At 56.6% G+C, this 16,697-nt stretch carries 15 protein-coding genes; 10 read left to right on the plus strand and 5 right to left on the minus strand.

Features of this window, described 5'->3' with window-relative positions; translation table 11 throughout:
* Positions 1-9: 9 nt before the first annotated feature.
* Genes P1U45_RS16520 through P1U45_RS16530 form a run of 3 tightly spaced genes read left to right on the plus strand, consistent with a single transcriptional unit; the run spans position 10 to position 2,554 of the window.
* The gene (locus P1U45_RS16520) at positions 10-780 is read left to right on the plus strand and encodes an ABC transporter substrate-binding protein (protein ID WP_301060017.1); all 771 of its coding nucleotides are present in this window, start codon (positions 10-12) and stop codon (positions 778-780) included.
* On the plus strand, positions 777-1,772 hold the full coding sequence (locus P1U45_RS16525; protein ID WP_301060018.1) for an iron ABC transporter permease: 996 nt from the start codon (positions 777-779) through the stop codon (positions 1,770-1,772). The genes P1U45_RS16520 and P1U45_RS16525 overlap by 4 nt, the downstream gene beginning before the upstream one ends.
* Positions 1,769-2,554, plus strand: a complete 786-nt coding sequence (locus P1U45_RS16530) for an ABC transporter ATP-binding protein (RefSeq protein WP_301060019.1) — start codon at positions 1,769-1,771, stop codon at positions 2,552-2,554. The genes P1U45_RS16525 and P1U45_RS16530 overlap by 4 nt, the downstream gene beginning before the upstream one ends.
* Here P1U45_RS16530 and rfbA read toward each other — a convergent pair.
* From rfbA to P1U45_RS16550, 4 genes are all read right to left on the minus strand, one after another.
* Positions 2,527-3,402: a glucose-1-phosphate thymidylyltransferase RfbA gene (gene rfbA, locus P1U45_RS16535; RefSeq protein WP_293607545.1), complete on the minus strand. Its 876-nt coding sequence runs from the start codon at positions 3,400-3,402 to the stop codon at positions 2,527-2,529. The two genes, P1U45_RS16530 and rfbA, sit on opposite strands and share 28 nt — an antisense overlap.
* Positions 3,395-4,255, minus strand: a complete 861-nt coding sequence (gene rfbD / locus P1U45_RS16540) for a dTDP-4-dehydrorhamnose reductase (protein ID WP_301060020.1) — start codon at positions 4,253-4,255, stop codon at positions 3,395-3,397. Before rfbD ends, rfbA begins: the two co-directional genes overlap by 8 nt.
* Complete coding sequence (rfbB, locus tag P1U45_RS16545) at positions 4,252-5,292, minus strand: dTDP-glucose 4,6-dehydratase (protein ID WP_366145016.1); 1,041 nt, start codon at positions 5,290-5,292, stop codon at positions 4,252-4,254. Before rfbB ends, rfbD begins: the two co-directional genes overlap by 4 nt.
* 83 nt (positions 5,293-5,375) lie before the next feature.
* The gene (locus P1U45_RS16550) at positions 5,376-6,377 is read right to left on the minus strand and encodes an NAD-dependent epimerase/dehydratase family protein (protein ID WP_301060022.1); all 1,002 of its coding nucleotides are present in this window, start codon (positions 6,375-6,377) and stop codon (positions 5,376-5,378) included.
* Positions 6,378-6,705: 328 nt separating this feature from the next.
* Between P1U45_RS16550 and P1U45_RS16555 the strand changes: the two genes are divergently transcribed.
* Positions 6,706-9,345, plus strand: a complete 2,640-nt coding sequence (locus P1U45_RS16555; RefSeq protein WP_301060023.1) for a M14 family metallopeptidase — start codon at positions 6,706-6,708, stop codon at positions 9,343-9,345.
* A gap of 49 nt (positions 9,346-9,394) precedes the next feature.
* Here P1U45_RS16555 and P1U45_RS16560 read toward each other — a convergent pair whose 3' ends face one another.
* A complete protein-coding gene (locus P1U45_RS16560) occupies positions 9,395-10,276 on the minus strand; it encodes a LysR family transcriptional regulator (protein WP_293620542.1) in 882 nt (293 codons plus the stop codon).
* 113 nt (positions 10,277-10,389) lie between these two features.
* Between P1U45_RS16560 and P1U45_RS16565 the strand changes: the two genes are divergently transcribed.
* The 6 genes from P1U45_RS16565 to P1U45_RS16590 are packed head-to-tail and all read left to right on the plus strand — an operon-like array spanning position 10,390 to position 16,655.
* Positions 10,390-11,541, plus strand: a complete 1,152-nt coding sequence (locus P1U45_RS16565; protein WP_301060024.1) for an isovaleryl-CoA dehydrogenase — start codon at positions 10,390-10,392, stop codon at positions 11,539-11,541.
* Positions 11,538-13,139, plus strand: a complete 1,602-nt coding sequence (locus P1U45_RS16570; RefSeq protein ID WP_301060025.1) for a carboxyl transferase domain-containing protein — start codon at positions 11,538-11,540, stop codon at positions 13,137-13,139. Before P1U45_RS16565 ends, P1U45_RS16570 begins: the two co-directional genes overlap by 4 nt.
* A 4-nt stretch (positions 13,140-13,143) precedes the next feature.
* A complete protein-coding gene (locus tag P1U45_RS16575) occupies positions 13,144-13,446 on the plus strand; it encodes a DUF2695 domain-containing protein (protein ID WP_301060026.1) in 303 nt (100 codons plus the stop codon).
* On the plus strand, positions 13,443-15,347 hold the full coding sequence (locus P1U45_RS16580; RefSeq protein WP_301060027.1) for an acetyl/propionyl/methylcrotonyl-CoA carboxylase subunit alpha: 1,905 nt from the start codon (positions 13,443-13,445) through the stop codon (positions 15,345-15,347). Before P1U45_RS16575 ends, P1U45_RS16580 begins: the two co-directional genes overlap by 4 nt.
* A gap of 2 nt (positions 15,348-15,349) precedes the next feature.
* The gene (locus tag P1U45_RS16585) at positions 15,350-15,802 is read left to right on the plus strand and encodes a MaoC family dehydratase (protein ID WP_301060028.1); all 453 of its coding nucleotides are present in this window, start codon (positions 15,350-15,352) and stop codon (positions 15,800-15,802) included.
* A gap of 1 nt (position 15,803) precedes the next feature.
* Complete coding sequence (locus tag P1U45_RS16590) at positions 15,804-16,655, plus strand: CoA ester lyase (protein ID WP_301060029.1); 852 nt, start codon at positions 15,804-15,806, stop codon at positions 16,653-16,655.
* The last annotated feature ends 42 nt before the right edge of the window (positions 16,656-16,697 follow it).

A 16,697-nucleotide genomic window follows, 5' to 3' on the forward strand; every position in this document is an offset into this window, starting at 1 on the left:
GATGCCGGGATGATTCAGCCTGCATCCGAAGGCTATCAGCGCATTATCAGCATGGATTATTGTGCTGACCAGTATGTGCTGGCTCTAGCAGAGCGACAGGACATCCTCGCCCTCTCGCCGGACGCTAATAAGACCTTCTCCTATCTTCGCGATCAGGCAGACGGCATTCCCCAGATACGTCCCGTCGCAGAGAGCGTACTGGCCGCGCAGCCGGACCTGATCGTCCGCTCTTATGGCGGCGGCCCGCTTGCACCGCGCTTTTTCTCTCAGGCTGGTATAGACGTGCTCCAGATTGGCTGGACGAGCGATTTTGACAGCATACGCACAGTCACTCGCGATATTGCCGCACAAATGGGTGTACCAGAGCGCGGCGAAGAGCTCATCGTAGCATTCGATGCGCGGCTTGCGGCCATCACTCCACGCGACGATGATCAGAACGTCCTCTATGTCACGCCGGGCGGTGTCACCAGCGGACCAAACGGTCTTATCAATGATGCCTTCGAGACTGCGGGCCTGACCAATTACGAAACGCGAGTCGGCTGGCATGACCTGCCGCTGGAACAGATCGCCACCCATGCGCCGGATGTGCTGGCCGTGGCCTTCTACGACTCCATTCATCAGAACCCGTCCATCTGGAGCCCGAGCCATCATCCAGTGACCCTGAACGCGCTGGAGACCGCAGAAACAGTCCCTCTTGATGCGTCATGGACATCCTGTGGCGCATGGTATCTGATCGATGCAATCGAAGCGCTTGCCGCTTCCGGAAGCGAGGCGTCATGATCCGCGACCTGCCATTAAATGCCGGTCTGCTCATCGCAGGCATCATCGCCATTTTTCTGGCCTGCCTGCTTGGCTCCACCCCACTCAGTATTGCTGATGTGTTCGGCGGACTGACAGCCACCGGCGCGGACGAACACAGCGTGATCATATGGCAAATCAGACTGCCTCGCGCCTTTGCCGCCTTCATCACAGGCGCGGCGCTGGCTATGTCAGGCGCCGCCCTTCAGGGCCTGCTTCGCAATCCGCTCGCAGAGCCGGGCGTGCTAGGCGTGTCAGCCATGTCAGTTCTGGCAGCAACGCTCGTTCTTTACTTCGGTCTCGCCACCGCAAGCAGTCTCATCCTGCCTGCCGCCGCTATTTTTGGAGCATTGCTTGCGACCGCACTACTGGGTTTTGCCGCGCTTCGCACCGGTTCGGTCGTCACCCTCATCCTGATCGGCGTCGGCATTTCGAGCTTTTCAGGCGCGCTGATGTCTCTGCTTTTGAACTTTGCACCCAACCCGTTTTCACTGGCCGATATGGTGAACTGGACGCTGGGCTCAGTCGCTAATCGCAGCCTGACAGACCTCGCCTATAGCCTGCCTTTTATTGTCGCTGGCCTCGGACTGCTTCTGGCATCCGCGCGCGGCTTGTCTGCGCTGACACTGGGCGAAGAAGCTGCCGCGGGTCTGGGCCTCAATCTGATGCATCAACGCATTCTGGTGATCGTGGGCGCAGGCCTCGCTACCGGTGGCAGTATCGCCATTGCGGGCGCAATCGGCTTTGTTGGCATTATCACACCGCACGTTATGCGTCCGCTGGTCGGGCATGATCCGGGACGTATTCTGCTACCGTCAGCACTGGCTGGCGGCGTACTTCTGGTGGCCGCCGATATTCTCATTCGTATTCTGCCGACATATGCCGAGCTGAAGCTCGGTGTGGTCGCCGCACTCATTGGTGCGCCAGCGTTTGTTTGGATTGCGATCCAGAAGCGTTCGGGAGGCCTGTCATGACACAGCTTACGACAGACAACATCTCCCTCAACGCAGGTCAAACAGAACTCTTCGCCCAGGTGAACCTGTCCCTCGCGTCCGGCAAACTAACATGCCTGGTCGGCCCGAACGGTGCGGGAAAGTCATCACTGCTGACGTGTCTTGCCGGTCTAAAAAAGCCCGCCACAGGAACCGTCTTGTTGAACGGCCAAGACCTGACCGGCATGTCGTCAACCGAACGTGCAAAGCAACTCAGCTATCTGCCGCAGAACCGACAGCTCAGCTGGCCAATCAGTGTGGAGGATGCTGTAGCACTGGGCCGTTTTGCTTATGGCGGTACGCCTGCCCGCCTCTCTGAAGCAGACCAAACTGCCGTCGATGAAGCGCTCGACATTTGCGAACTGAACGGGCTGCGCAAGCGAGCCACCGACACGCTTTCAGGCGGTGAGCTATCACGCGTTCACTTTGCCCGCGCCTTTGCAGGCAAGGCCTCGCTTCTCATCGCTGATGAACCTCTGACCGCGCTCGACCCGAAGCACCAGCTCCGCGTGATGCGCCTCATACAGCGCTTCACCGAAAACGGCGGAACGGCGCTCGTCGTCCTGCACGATATCGCGCTCGCTGCTGAGTTTGCTGATGTTCTGCTCTGGATGCGTTTCGGCAGACTTGTAGACGAAGGTTCGCCCGCAAAAACGCTCACCGTACAGAATATGTCTCGCGTGTTTGATGTTTCGGCTCGTATCGAAGACGGACGTCTTATCTCTATCGCGGATGCTCAAGGCAGCAATAAACGCTGCAGATAGCGCCCATATTCAGACTTACCAAAACGTGTTGCACGTGACATCAGCTCTTCCGGGCTGATCCACCCCTGATGATAAGCGACCTCGTCCGGCGAGCCGACCAGCTGACCTTGTCGTTCTGAAAGCGTTCTTACGAAATTACCTGCATCGAGAAGGCTTGCATGCGTTCCTGTATCGAGCCAGGCAAAGCCACGCCCGAGCTGTTCCACGGACAGAACACCATCTTTCAGATATGTTTCCAGAAGAGAGGTGATCTCCAATTCACCGCGTGCAGATTTCTCGATGGAGCGCGCGCGTTCCGGCGCGGAGGCATCCAGATAGTACAGCCCCGTCACAGCGTATTGTGAGGGCGGGATTTCCGGCTTCTCAATAATGGATGTCACCATGCCATCACGGTCGAAACCAATCACGCCATAGCGTTCAGGATCTGCGACGCGGTACCCGAAGATTGTGCCACCGGTTTTGCGTTCGTCCGCAGCTTTCAACTGGGTCGGCAAACCATGGCCAAAGAAGATATTATCGCCGAGCACCATGGCCGACGGCGCACCGTCCAGAAAATCCTCCGCAAGGATATACGCCTGCGCGAGACCATCCGGTGACGGCTGCTCGATATAGGTGAAGCTCACCCCCCATTGAGATCCGTCCCCCATAGTGCGCACGAACTGCTCTTTATCTTCAGGCGTGGTGATAATCGCGATATCGCGAATGCCCGACAGCATCAGAACGCTGGTCGGATAGTAAATCATCGGCTTGTCATAGACAGGCAGCAACTGCTTGGAGATTCCAAGCGTAATGGGATGGAGGCGCGAGCCTTTTCCGCCCGCCAGAATAATACCTTTTCGCTCAGCCATTGGCTTTGAGCTCCCCCATCTCTTCAAGTACGCGCGCGAGTGACTCGCGCCAGTCTGGCCGTTCTATTCCGAAATCCTTTTCAATTTCAGAACAGTCCAGTCGCGAATTTAAGGGGCGCTCGGCCGGTGTGGGATAATCTGTAGTCGGGATAGGCAGGATTTCCGGTGCCCGGCCGCTCAGCCTGAATATCTGTCTTGCAAACTCGACGCGGCTAACATCCGGTCCACCGGCATAGTGATAAATAGCCGATTCACCCGGCGTGGCGCCGCGTGTGCGCACAATATTGAGCGCCGCCACCGCAATGTCGCGCGCTGAGGTTGGCCCGCCAAACTGGTCCTCCACCACGCGCAATATGCCCCGCTCGTCCGCCAGGCGCATCATGATGTGGACGAAATTGCTGCCATTCGGAGAGAACACCCACGCCGTCCGCAAAACTACCGAATTACCACCGACTTCCAGAACAGCCTTTTCACCATCCAGTTTGGTTTGCCCATAAACACTTTTCGGCGATGGGACGTCATCCTCAGTGTAAGGCCCGGTCTTGGTGCCATCGAAGACAAAGTCGGTCGAAATATGTACGAAAGGGATTTCTCGCGATCTTGCCTCGCGCGCCATAATGCCTGGCGCGACAGCATTCACCAGATGCGCCGCTTCGGTTTCGGTTTCCGCCTTATCCACCGCCGTGTAGGCAGCCGCGTTCACGATCGCCGTCGGCTTCATCACCTCGATCGCTGACACAATATCAGCTTCCTTGCTGACGTCGGCCTCTTCGCGGCTTAGCGCTCTGACATATCCTACCCGTTGCAGCTCGCGGCCCACCTGACCGTTTGCGCCGAAAACCAGAACGGTCATTTGATCTGCCCCAGACGCTGCCCCACCCCGTGACGCGCCATGAGCGGCTTCCACCAGCCATCATTATTCAGATACCAATCCACTGTCTGCGCGAGCCCTTGCTCCAGCGTGACCGACGGACGCCAGCCCAGCGTTTCACGGATGTGAGACGGATCAATCGCGTAACGCTGATCATGGCCGGGGCGATCTGACACGAAGGTTATGAGCTCTGCGTAAGGCGTTGCACGCGGCCGTCTATCATCAAGCGTGGCACAGATCAGACGTACAAGGTCGATATTCCGCACCTCGTTCTCGCCACCGATATTATAGCTGCCGCCCAGTTCGCCTTCACCCAGTACGAGCAGAAGCGCGTCGGCATGGTCTTCAACATGCAGCCAGTCGCGTACCTGTTCGCCCGTGCCATAGACAGGGATCGGGTCGCCGCGCAGGGCATTCAGGATGACCACAGGAATGAGCTTTTCCGGAAACTGGTAAGGCCCGTAATTGTTAGAGCAATTCGTCATGACCACCGGCAGACCATATGTCTCAGACCAGGCACGCACGAGATGGTCGGCTGCGGCTTTTGAGGCAGAATACGGGCTGCTCGGCTGATATGGCGAGCTCTCAGTGAAAAGTCCTTCAGGGCCGAGACTGCCAAACACTTCGTCCGTAGAAATATGATGGAAACGGAAACTCTCCGGTCTGCCGCTCTTCATCCAGTAGCCGCGAGACGCTTCAAGCAAATTGAACGTGCCATTGATATTCGTCGTGATGAAATCTGCTGGTCCATCAATCGAGCGGTCTACGTGGGTCTCAGCTGCCAGATGCATAACAGCATCGGGCTGATGCAGATCAAACAGTTTATCGAGCGCGACACGATCGCGGATATCCACGCGTTCGAATTCGTATTTTGAATTGCCCTGTACCGCCTCCAGGTTAGCCTCACAGGCCGCGTAGGTCATCGCATCCAGATTGACAACGTGATAGCCCCGCGAAATCGCAAGCCGCACAACAGCAGAACCGATAAAGCCGGCACCTCCGGTCACGAACAGCTTCAATTGCAGGTCCCTTCATTCTGGTACTGCAAATACATGCCTGAAAACTAACGGGGTTTCAAACTACGGACCGCAGATTATCGCCTCTAGCGATTATAATAGCCCCGATACCATTTGACGAAAACGTCCACACCATCCTTCAGGTCAGTCTCAGGCTTATAGCCTGTCAGACGCTGCAGCAGCGTTGCATCTGCCCATGTCGCCTGCACATCGCCCGGCTGCATTGGCATATAATTGCGAACGGCTTCCTTGCCGATGCTTGTCTCGATCGCCTCAATGAAGTCGAGCAGCTTCACAGGATTTGAATTGCCGATATTCACCACGCGGAATGGCGCCACCGGTGAAAGCGAGTCACCCTCAACACGCTCGTCTTCAGATGGGATAGCATCCATCAGCAAGCGAATGCCCCGCACCAAATCTTCCACATAGGTGAAGTCACGCGCCATATCGCCATGATTATAAATGTCGATTGGTCGGTCGTTCAGAATGGCGTCTGTAAATTTGAAATAGGCCAGATCAGGCCGCCCCCACGCGCCATACACGGTGAAGAAGCGGAACATGGTGGTCGGCACGTTCCAGAGATTGGCGTAGGAATGCGCCATGCTCTCATTTGCCTTCTTCGTTGCGGCATACATAGAGAGCTGGGTTTCGGTCTGATCCGTCTCTTTAAACGGCATCTGCGTATTGGCGCCGTAAACAGAGCTCGATGACGCCATGAGCAAATGCTGCACGCCGCTTTTCTGGGCAGCGTCCATCACGTTGAACGTGCCCATAACATTCGAATTAATATAGTCGCGCGGCTTCTCGATCGAGTGGCGCACCCCGGCCTGCCCGGCAAGATGCACGATCATGTCCGGTTTGAAAGCCAGAATGGCAGGAACAAGAACGTTCTCGTCTTCCAGAAGCCCCTCGCTGCGCGAAAACGCCGGATAGGCATCAAGCTGCGCATTGCGATCTTTCTTCAGCTGGACGTCATAATAGTCGGTCATGCCGTCGAAGCCGTGAACTTCCACGCCCTCCTCAAGCAGCAATTTTGCGAGGTGGAAACCGATAAAGCCTGCTGTGCCGGTAACAAATACGCGCTTCAACAAGGATGTCCTTCTTTAATGACCGTCTTGAGGCGGGACAGCGTCATGCCATTCCTGCACCCAATGGGCAATCACTCCGAGTGCTATGGACCATGCTTTGCGAGCATTGTGAATGCCTGCGCTTATCCCGACCGTTTTCACCCGGTGATATCCCGCAATCCCATACGTCGAATTATCCTACTCAAATATGGACAATCTGAATAAGAATTGGTCAGCTCGCTTAAAAGCAGAAAATTAAGGCCCGTCTCTATTCAGTTCGTGGCAAAAAAATTTCAAAGCAGGTCAGCGTCAGCGCGTATTGCTGACAAGCATAGGAACAGGAACAAAAATGCAGCGTCACATCCGGACTATTCTAGCTGCCACATCGGTAGTTGCTCTTTCAGGTTTATCGCAGGTCGCCTCCGCGCAGAGCTACCCGCAGGTTCGCTATACAGACGCTATACCGACACTCGAATCTGTCGTCGGGCACGACCATGGCGCAGACGTTTCCTCCATCCCGGAAATCCACGAGTTCTTCGATGCCCTGATGGAAGCCAATCCGGACCGTATGGAAGTCTTCAAATATGCTGAAAGCTGGCAGGGACGCGATCTGATCTACGCCGCGATTTCATCAGCTGAAAATCTGGCGCGTATGGAAGAGATCAAAGCGGACATGGCGCGCCTGGCATCCGGTACGCTGAGCGCTTCGGAAGCCTCAAGCATCGCTGCATCTATTCCGGCTGTGGTCTGGATTTCAGCGGGCGTCCACGGCGATGAAATCTCCCCTCCGGACAGCGCCGCCTTTCTCGCATACCACCTGCTCGCGGCAGAAGGTGACGCGCTGGTAGACCAGATCCTCGAGAACACAATCGTCATCATCGACCCGAGCCAGAACCCTGACGGTCGCATGCGCTTCCACCACAGCTTCGATTCCTCCGTGGGTATGGAACCGTTCTCTGACCCTGCCGCCGCAGAGCACGACCAGCCCTGGCCGGGCGGACGCTATAACCACTATCTGTTCGACCTGAACCGTGACTGGTTCGCGATGACCCAGCCGGAAGTTCAGGGCCGTGTTGCATCCGTTCTGGACTGGCATCCAGTCGTATATGTCGACAGCCACGAAATGGGTCCGTCCAGCACCTATTATTTCCCGCCACCGGCGAACCCGCTGAACCCGAACATTCCGCAGGAGCAGGTTGATCGCCTCTATGAGATGGGCCGCAACCATGGCAGCTGGTTCGACCGTTTCGGCGTCGCCTATTACACACGCGAAGTCTTTGATGCCTTCTATCCGGGCTATGGCGATATGTGGCCGATGCTGAACGGCGCGACGGCTATGACCTTCGAACAATCCAGTGCGCGCGGCCTGCTGCAGGACCGCGATGACGGATCGGTTATCACCTATGGCGAAGGTGTTCGCAACAACGCACTGGCGATGATCTCTACTCTGGAAGTTGTTTCCCGCGATTCTGAAGGCTATCTGCAGGCTTATGCCGGTTACCGCCGTGATGCGGTCGCAGACAATCGTGGCGCGTCCGACCGCTATATCGTGATGGACCTGTCTGAGAACACCTATGAGGCAGAGAGCCTCGGCCGCCGCCTCGCCCAACAAGGCATTGCGGTAAACCGTATCGGTGAGAATGCGCGCGTTTGCGGCACGACCTATCAGGATGGTGCACTGGTCGTTGACCTTGCCCAGCCTCAGGGTCGCCTCGCACGTACGCTTCTAGTTGACGATACGCCGCTTCCACCGGACTTCATTGAAGAGACAGAAGCACGACGCGCCCGCGGTGCACGGCCAGAGCTCTATGACGTGACTGCATGGTCGCTTCCACTCATGTTCGGCGTTGATTCAGCCACATGTGGTTCTGTGAACCTGAACAATGCGGTCTCGGTCAGCGCGGACGATCCAATTGCCTCAGACGTCGAAACAGGTGGCAGCTTCGGCTATGCAATCCCGTGGACGGATGGCGGTCAGGCTCGCCTCGTAATCGCTGCAATGCGTGAAGGCCTGACAGGTCGCACAACCGACCTGCCATTCGTGCAGGACGGCGTGACCTATCCGATTGGTACAGTTGTTTTTGCCGCGCAGGATAACCCGCGTGACTATGAAACCACCCTCCTCTCTCTGGCCCGTGACATTGGCGCGGAAGTCGATGCGATGGAATCAAGCTGGGTGGATGATGGTCCGAACTTCGGCAGCGACAACTTCCACCGCCTGAGCGTTCCACGCGTTGCGATCGCATGGGATAGCGGCACAAACCCGATTTCAGCCGGTAACACACGCTTCGTGATCGAGCGTCAGCTTGGTCTGCCGGTCACACCGATCAGAACTTCCAGCTTCGCACGCGCCAATCTCAGCGCTTATGATGTCGTCGTTCTGCCAACCTCTTACGGCCTCGGTGCAGAGCTCGGCACATCCGGTGCAAACGCGCTTCAGACCTATGTTCGCAATGGCGGCACGCTGATCGCATTTGAGAACAGCGCATCCATGCTGACCGGTGAGAATTTCGGTCTTCTGTCTACCAGCTCTGAAGGCGCTGCTGGCGCCTCTGGTGATAATGGCGCGGCAGGTGCTGGCTCAGTCATTACATCGGAAGAAGCCTATCGTGAGATCATTGCCGATCACCATGCGCGCCCTGATGGCGTACCAGGTGTGATCGCCCGCGTTGTGGCAGACACAAACCACTGGCTCGCCGCGGGTTATGATGAAGCAAGCGCGCTTTATACAGGCAGCCTGATCTTCAGCCCTCTGAACGAAGCGGCTGGCGAAAACGTGTTCCGTTTCGCAGACAGCGATACGCTTCTGCAGAGCGGCTATCTCTGGGCTGAGAACCTGGAGCAGCTCGCATACAAACCGTTCGTTATGTATGAGCGCACCGGCCGTGGGTCTGTCATTGCTTTTGCCCAGAGCCCGACAACACGTGCGTATCTGGATGGTCTGAACCTCGTTCTGGCGAACGCTCTGGTTCTGGCACCTGCGCACTAAGCAAACGCCGACATCTCAAACAGAAAAGCCCCCGCTATCGGGGGCTTTTTTATGTGCGACTTTCAACATGCCGGGCGAGCAGTCTCACCCCTTCCTCCACATCAGGCGGAAGCTGGCCGGCCTCCTCTTCCGTACGGAATACAAGACCGATCTGGCGTTCAACGGCAAACCCTTTGAGGGGACGTAGAACGATGCCAGACGACTCATAGCTCGCCGGCATAATGGTGATTCCGAGCCCACATGCCACCATCTCCATCACGCGCTCATCATTCGACGACCGGAAAGAGAAAAACGGCCGGACGCCCTGCTCTGTGAAGAAACGGCTGGTCTCCGATAGGGCTTCACAGTGACGTCGAACCATCATGACGCTTTCGGCGACATCCTCGACGGTTACAACATCATGGCCCGCCGCGGGATGCTCCGGCATCAATGCCATATGATAGGGCTCGCGGTAGAGATGCTGTTCGACATACCGTTCACCGCCGCGCCCCACTACGGTAAGCGCGGCATCAATCCGCCGTCTTGCGAGAGCATTGGACAACTCCTTCTCTGAGCCCTCCACGATTTCGATCCGAAGTGTCGGATTAGAGAGGTGGAGTCGCCCGAATGCCTGACCGACCAGCCTTGCTGGAATCGTTGAGAGGATTCCGAGCCGCGTGACTTCTGGTGCCCCTTCGGACCTCACGGAAATGGCAGCCTGATTGAACTCGCTTTCAATCCGCCGAGCATGCGGCAGGAACCTTGCCCCTGCACTCGTCAGGCTGATACGTCGCGTAGACCGCTCAAACAGGGTTTCTCCCAGAAGGCTTTCAAGCTTGGCAATGCCAACAGACAGCGTAGGCTGGGACACGTTCGCCTGCCGTGATGCCCGTGAAAATGAGCCCTGATCCACCACAGCGAGGAAATAGCGAATAAGATAGCGGTCGATCATCGGACGATCCTATTTATAGACAGAGCCTATATCTAAGGCAAAGGTTTTTCAATTTCATCTATTCAACGTGTTTTGCTAAAATCCACCAAAATACAGTTAGGGAGACTGAACAGATGAGCGGCCTCGATTTCTCACTTGGTGAAACAGCGGACATGCTCCGCGAGACCTGCGAGCGGTTTGCGCGCGACAGGCTGGCCCCTATCGCAGCCGAGATCGACAGCACCGACGAATGCCCGCGTTGGGTATGGACCGAAATGGGCGAGCTCGGCCTACACGGCATTACCGTGGAAGAAGAAGATGGCGGGCTTGGCCTCAGCTATCTGGAACACGTCGTAGCTATGGAAGAGATTTCCCGCGCGTCCGCCTCTATCGGTCTCTCCTATGGCGCACACTCCAACCTGTGTGTGAACCAGATCCGACGATGGGGCACGCCTGCGCAGAAAGCCAGATACCTACCGAAGCTGATCTCGGGTGAGCATGTGGGCGCACTCGCTATTTCTGAAGCCGGATCGGGCTCTGACGTTATGAGTATGAGCCTGCGCGCAAAGAAAGCTGACGGCGGTTATGTTCTGAACGGCACAAAATTCTGGATCACGAATGGTCCGATCGCAGATACGCTGGTGATCTACGCTAAGACTGATCCGGAAGCTGGCTCCAAAAGCGTAACAGCATTCCTGGTCGAGAAAGATTTCAAAGGCTTCTCCTGCGCCCGCAAGCTCGACAAGATGGGTATGCGTGGCTCTTACACGGGCGAGCTGGTCTTTGAGGACTGCTTCGTACCGGACGAGAATGTGATGGGCGAAGAGGGGCAGGGTGCAGCGATCCTGATGAGCGGCCTCGACTATGAACGTACCGTGCTCTCAGGCGGCCCGCTTGGCATTATGCAGGCCTGCATTGATACCGTCCTGCCGTATATTCGTGAGCGTAAACAGTTCGGACGCCCGATTGGTGACTTCCAGCTCATGCAGGCAAAGATCGCCGACATGTATGTCGCGCTGAACTCGTCTCGAGCTTATGTCTACGCCGTCGCCAAAGCCTGCGACAACGACCAGACGACCCGCTTCGACGCCGCGGGCGCGATCCTGATGTCGAGCGAGAACGCGGTGAAGTGCTCCCTTGAAGCCATTCAGGCCCTTGGCGGCGCAGGCTACACAAAAGAATGGCCGGTTGAACGCCTTTTGCGTGACGCTAAACTCTATGACATTGGCGCAGGGACGAATGAGATCCGTCGCTTCCTGATCGGACGGGAGCTGATGAAAGGATGAGTACGCCTCAACTGAAAACCAAACTCCTGCCGGATAGCAATGATGCGAAAACCTTCGCAGCGGCTAACCGGTCTCTCGTTGATCGACTGAAAGCAGATGTGGCGCAGGCGGCACTTGGCGGGAATGAAAAATCCCGCGCCCGCCACACATCGCGCGGCAAGCTTTTACCGCGCGACCGCGTGCGTCATCTGCTTGATCCACGCGCCCCGTTTCTGGAGCTGTCCCAACTGGCGGCGAATGGCCTCTATGGCGAGGATATTCCAGGCGCGGGGATTATCACTGGCATTGGTCAAGTCCAAGGACGCCCGGTGATGATTGTCGCCAATGATGCGACGGTTAAGGGCGGAACCTATTACCCGATGACGGTGAAGAAGCATTTGCGCGCACAGGAAATTGCGCTGCAGAACCGCCTGCCTTGCATCTACCTCGTCGACTCCGGTGGCGCGAACCTGCCTCATCAGGATGAAGTCTTCCCCGACAAAGACCATTTCGGCCGCATCTTCTTCAATCAGGCCAATATGTCGGCCAAGCGCATTCCGCAGATTGCCTGCGTGATGGGTAGCTGTACGGCGGGTGGCGCTTATGTTCCGGCCATGTCGGACGAGACCGTGATCGTGCGCAATCAGGGCACAATCTTCCTCGCTGGCCCGCCTCTCGTTAAAGCCGCTACTGGCGAAGAGATCTCCGCTGAAGACCTCGGCGGCGGCGACCTCCACGGATCAAAGTCCGGCGTCGTCGACCATGTGGCGGAAAACGATGAACATGCGCTCTCGATTGTGCGCAGCATTATTGCGACTCTACCACCAGCTGCCGATCCGGGCCTCAATATGAAGCAGGGCAATGCGCCGCTTTATCCGGCAGAGGATCTATACAGCCTCATCCCGACGGATCTGCGCATGCAGATGGACGTGAAAGAGATCATTGCCCGTCTGGTAGACGGCTCGGCATTTCACGAGTTCAAAGCCAACTATGGCAGCACGCTGGTCTGCGGTTTCGCGCATATCTGGGGTATGCCAGTCGCCATTCTCGGCAATAACGGCGTCCTCTATTCAGAGAGCGCACAGAAAGGCGCGCACTTCATCGAGCTCGCCTGCCAGAGACGCATTCCGCTTCTCTTCCTGCAGAACATTTCCGGCTTCATGGTCGGCGGTAAGTATGAGGCAGAAGGCATTGCCAAGCACGGTGCGAAGCTGGTGACTGCCGTTTCCACAGCGCAAGTGCCTAAGATCACGGTTTTGATCGGCGGCAGTTTCGGCGCAGGCAATTACGGCATGGCAGGACGCGCCTACGAACCACGCTTCCTCTTCTCATGGCCGAACAGCCGCATCTCCGTCATGGGCGGCGAGCAGGCAGCCAGCGTCCTGGCGACGGTACACCGCGACGCAGACAAATGGAGCGATGAAGACGCCGAGAACTTCAAGGCACCTATACGTGAGAAGTACGAGACCGAGGGCAATCCATGGTATGCAACGTCCCGCATCTGGGATGATGGCATTATCGATCCCGCACAGACACGAGATGTGCTTGGCCTCGCCTTCGCTGCAACGCTGAACGCGCCGATACCGGAACGCGCTCAATTCGGCATTTTCAGGATGTAATGCCATGACACCGGACGAGAAAAAACGCATCAAGAAAGAGATACGCGATCGTGAGCGAACGCAGTTTATCGAGAGCATGCCGTTCCGCGCGAATGAACTTAGAAAAGTGTTGAAACAGCTGGACAGAGAACTTTCCAAAGCCGGTTGCGATCACACACTTAAAAAAACCCTTTATATCATTCGTATTCTATCAATCGATGAGGATACGGCCGTGATCTGGCTACATGATCACGGCGGCTATTGTGATTGCGAGGTCCTGGCAAATATCGAAGGCCGTTTCGAAGACGCAATGAAGGTGATCAAATGATCGAATCTCTTCTCATCGCAAACCGTGGCGAGATTGCCTGCCGTGTCATTCGGACAGCTCGTGAACTCGGTATTCGTACAATCGCTGTCTATTCCGATGCCGACGCGAACGCACTTCACGTTCTGGAAGCGGACGAAGCCGTCCATATCGGCCCTGCCCCAGCCAATGAGAGTTATCTCGTCGGCAGCAAGATCATTGAAGCTGCAATGCAAACCGGCGCAGATGCCATCCATCCGGGCTATGGTTTCCTGTCAGAGAACGCAGCCTTCGCTCAGTCGGTCATTGATGCCGGCATCATCTGGGTTGGCCCCAAGCCTGACAGCATCAACGCAATGGGTCTGAAAGATGCCGCCAAGAAGCTGATGCAGGATGCAGGCGTGCCAACTACGCCGGGATATCTCGGCGAAGACCAGTCATCTGATACGCTGAAATCGGAGGCCGACAAAATTGGCTATCCAGTGCTGATCAAAGCGGTCGCTGGCGGTGGCGGCAAGGGCATGCGCAAAGTCGAACGCAGCGAAGATTTCCTCGAAGCGCTCGGCTCCTGCCAGCGTGAAGCGAAATCCAGTTTCGGCGATGATCGTGTTCTTCTGGAAAAATTCATCACCAATCCGCGCCATATCGAGGTGCAGGTATTTGGCGACAGCCATGGCAATGTTGTCCACCTGTTCGAGCGCGATTGCACCCTTCAACGTCGCCACCAAAAGGTGATTGAGGAAGCCCCTGCCCCTGGCATGAGCCACGAAGCCCGTGAGGCGATCTGCGCGGCCGCAGTTCGCGCGGCACAGGCGGTGAACTATGTAGGTGCTGGCACGGTGGAGTTTATTGCTGACGGGTCGGGGCCACTCTCCGCAGACCGGACATGGTTCATGGAAATGAATACCCGTCTGCAGGTGGAGCATCCCGTCACCGAGGAAATCACAGGCATCGATCTTGTCGAATGGCAGCTGCGTGTTGCTGCTGGTGAATCTCTGCCTCTCCAACAGGACGAGATCGAGATGGATGGCTGGGCGATGGAAGCCCGCCTCTATGCAGAGAATCCGGAAACCGGCTTCCTGCCCTCGACCGGCAAGCTTGAAATCCTCGACCTGCCGTCTTTCGTGCGCGTCGACACCGGCGTTTATCAGGGAAGCGAGGTCTCACCGTTCTACGACCCGATGATCGCCAAGCTGATTGCATATGGCGAAACGCGGGATGATGCCCGCGAAGCGCTCGCGAGCGCCTGCGGCGCTGTGGCGACATGGCCGGTGCGCAATAATGCCGGCTTCCTGACGACGCTCCTTCGTGAACCGGCGTTTGCAGAGGCTGAAGTCACTACAGGCTTCATCGAAGCAGAAGGCGCTCGTCTGACAGACAAGCCGGCACCTTCGCCCGAAGGCATAAGCGTCGTTGCGCTTCATCTGGAGCAGGAAATCACGCCTGTAAGCTTCTCAGGCACGACACTCAATCCATGGGGCCAGCTGGAAGGCTTCCGCCTCAACGCGGCTCGGGATGTCGAAAGCTGGTTCTCAGTGGATGGCGAAATCCTATCGGTGACCCGCGCTGAAGATGAAGACTATTTTGAAGACAATCTGCTCGGTACGCCGGAAGGCTATCTGCTTATCGAGAATGGCTGGCCATACCATATCACATGGCCGCTATTTGATGCTCAGGGCGCGGCTGGCGCGAGCGATGGAGCCATCATCTCACCAATGCCCGGCAAAGTGATTGGTCTGTTCGTGTCGGAAGGCCAGAGCGTGACAGCTGGCGAAAAGCTCGTCACGCTGGAAGCCATGAAGATGGAGCATAATCTCACCGCGCCGCATGATGGCATCGTGGCGATGGTATCCGCCGCGCAGCATGATCAGGTAGAAGAAGGCGCAGCCCTCCTCACGATCGAACCTAAAACGGACGAGGCATAATCATGGCCGGAAAACATTTCGACGAATGGACTGTAGGCGAGCATATTCAGCATGATCTGCGCCGCACGGTGACAGAGACTGACAATCTAATGATGTGTACGCTGACACACAATCCGCAGCCACTGCACCTTGATAAAACCTACGCTGAATCAACGGAGTTCGGTCAGATTGTCGTGAACGGCATTTTCACATTCGGCCTGATGGTTGGCGTGACCGTCGGCGACACGACGCTTGGCACGCTGGTAGCCAATCTGGGATATGACAAGCTGGTTATGCCAAATCCGGTCTTTATTGGTGATACGCTTCGCTGCGAGACAGAAGTTGTCGAGCTACGCGAGAGCCGCTCTCGCCCGACCGCAGGCATCGTCACCTTCAAGCACATCATGCTCAATCAGGATGATAAGATCGTCTGCGAATGCCTGCGTATGGCCCTGCTCCACAAAAAGCCGAACTGACATGGAATTCCGTTCTCTGCTCTTCGTCCCGGGTGATCGTCCAGAGCGCTTCCAGAAAGCGCTCGACAGTGCTGCTGACGGCCTGATCCTTGATCTTGAGGATTCCGTTGCGCCGTCCCGCAAAGCAGATGCGCGAAAATTTGTTATAGAAAGCCTGTCACTGCCGCGGTCAAAGCCGGTCTTTGTCCGCATCAATCCGATACCTGCTGGCGGGCTTGAGACCGATCTTCCTGCTGTGCTCAGGGCGAAACCGGACGGCATTGTCCTTCCAAAGGCCGAAGGCGCTAAAGACGTACTCGATCTGGCGGATGCGATGGGCGACTCCCCTGTGCCTATCCTCCCGATCGGGACGGAGACGCCACGTGCGCTGTTCAATCTGGATACTTATGAAGATGTGAGCTCAAGCCTGTGCGGCCTAACATGGGGCGCAGAGGATCTTCCAGCCACTATCGGTGCATCCGGCTCGCGTGAGACTGATGGAAGCTACACGCCGCCCTTCGAATGGGTGCGTAGCATTGCCCTCTTCGCAGCCCACGCTGCAGGCGTTAAAGCCGTCGAGACTGTTTATCCAAATATCAAAGATATAGACGGGCTCACCGCGTATGCTGCGCGTGCCCGACGCGACGGATTTACTGCGATGATGGCGATCCATCCGTCTCAGTGCCAGATCATCAACGACGCTTTCACGCCGTCAGAGGATGAGATCGCGCACGCAATGAAGATCATTGAGGCGTTTGAGGGAAATCCTGATGCCGGCGCACTTCAGATCGATGGCAAAATGGTAGACGCGCCGCACGAAAAACAGGCCCGCAAACTAGTCTCTCAGTGGAAACAGCTTACCGGCCAAGCCTGATACTTCACCTTTGCAGCTTTTATTCAAGGCAACAAAAAAGCC

It is taken from the genome of Ponticaulis sp. (genome assembly GCF_029210165.1).
In the GTDB taxonomy this organism is placed as follows: domain Bacteria; phylum Pseudomonadota; class Alphaproteobacteria; order Caulobacterales; family Hyphomonadaceae; genus Ponticaulis.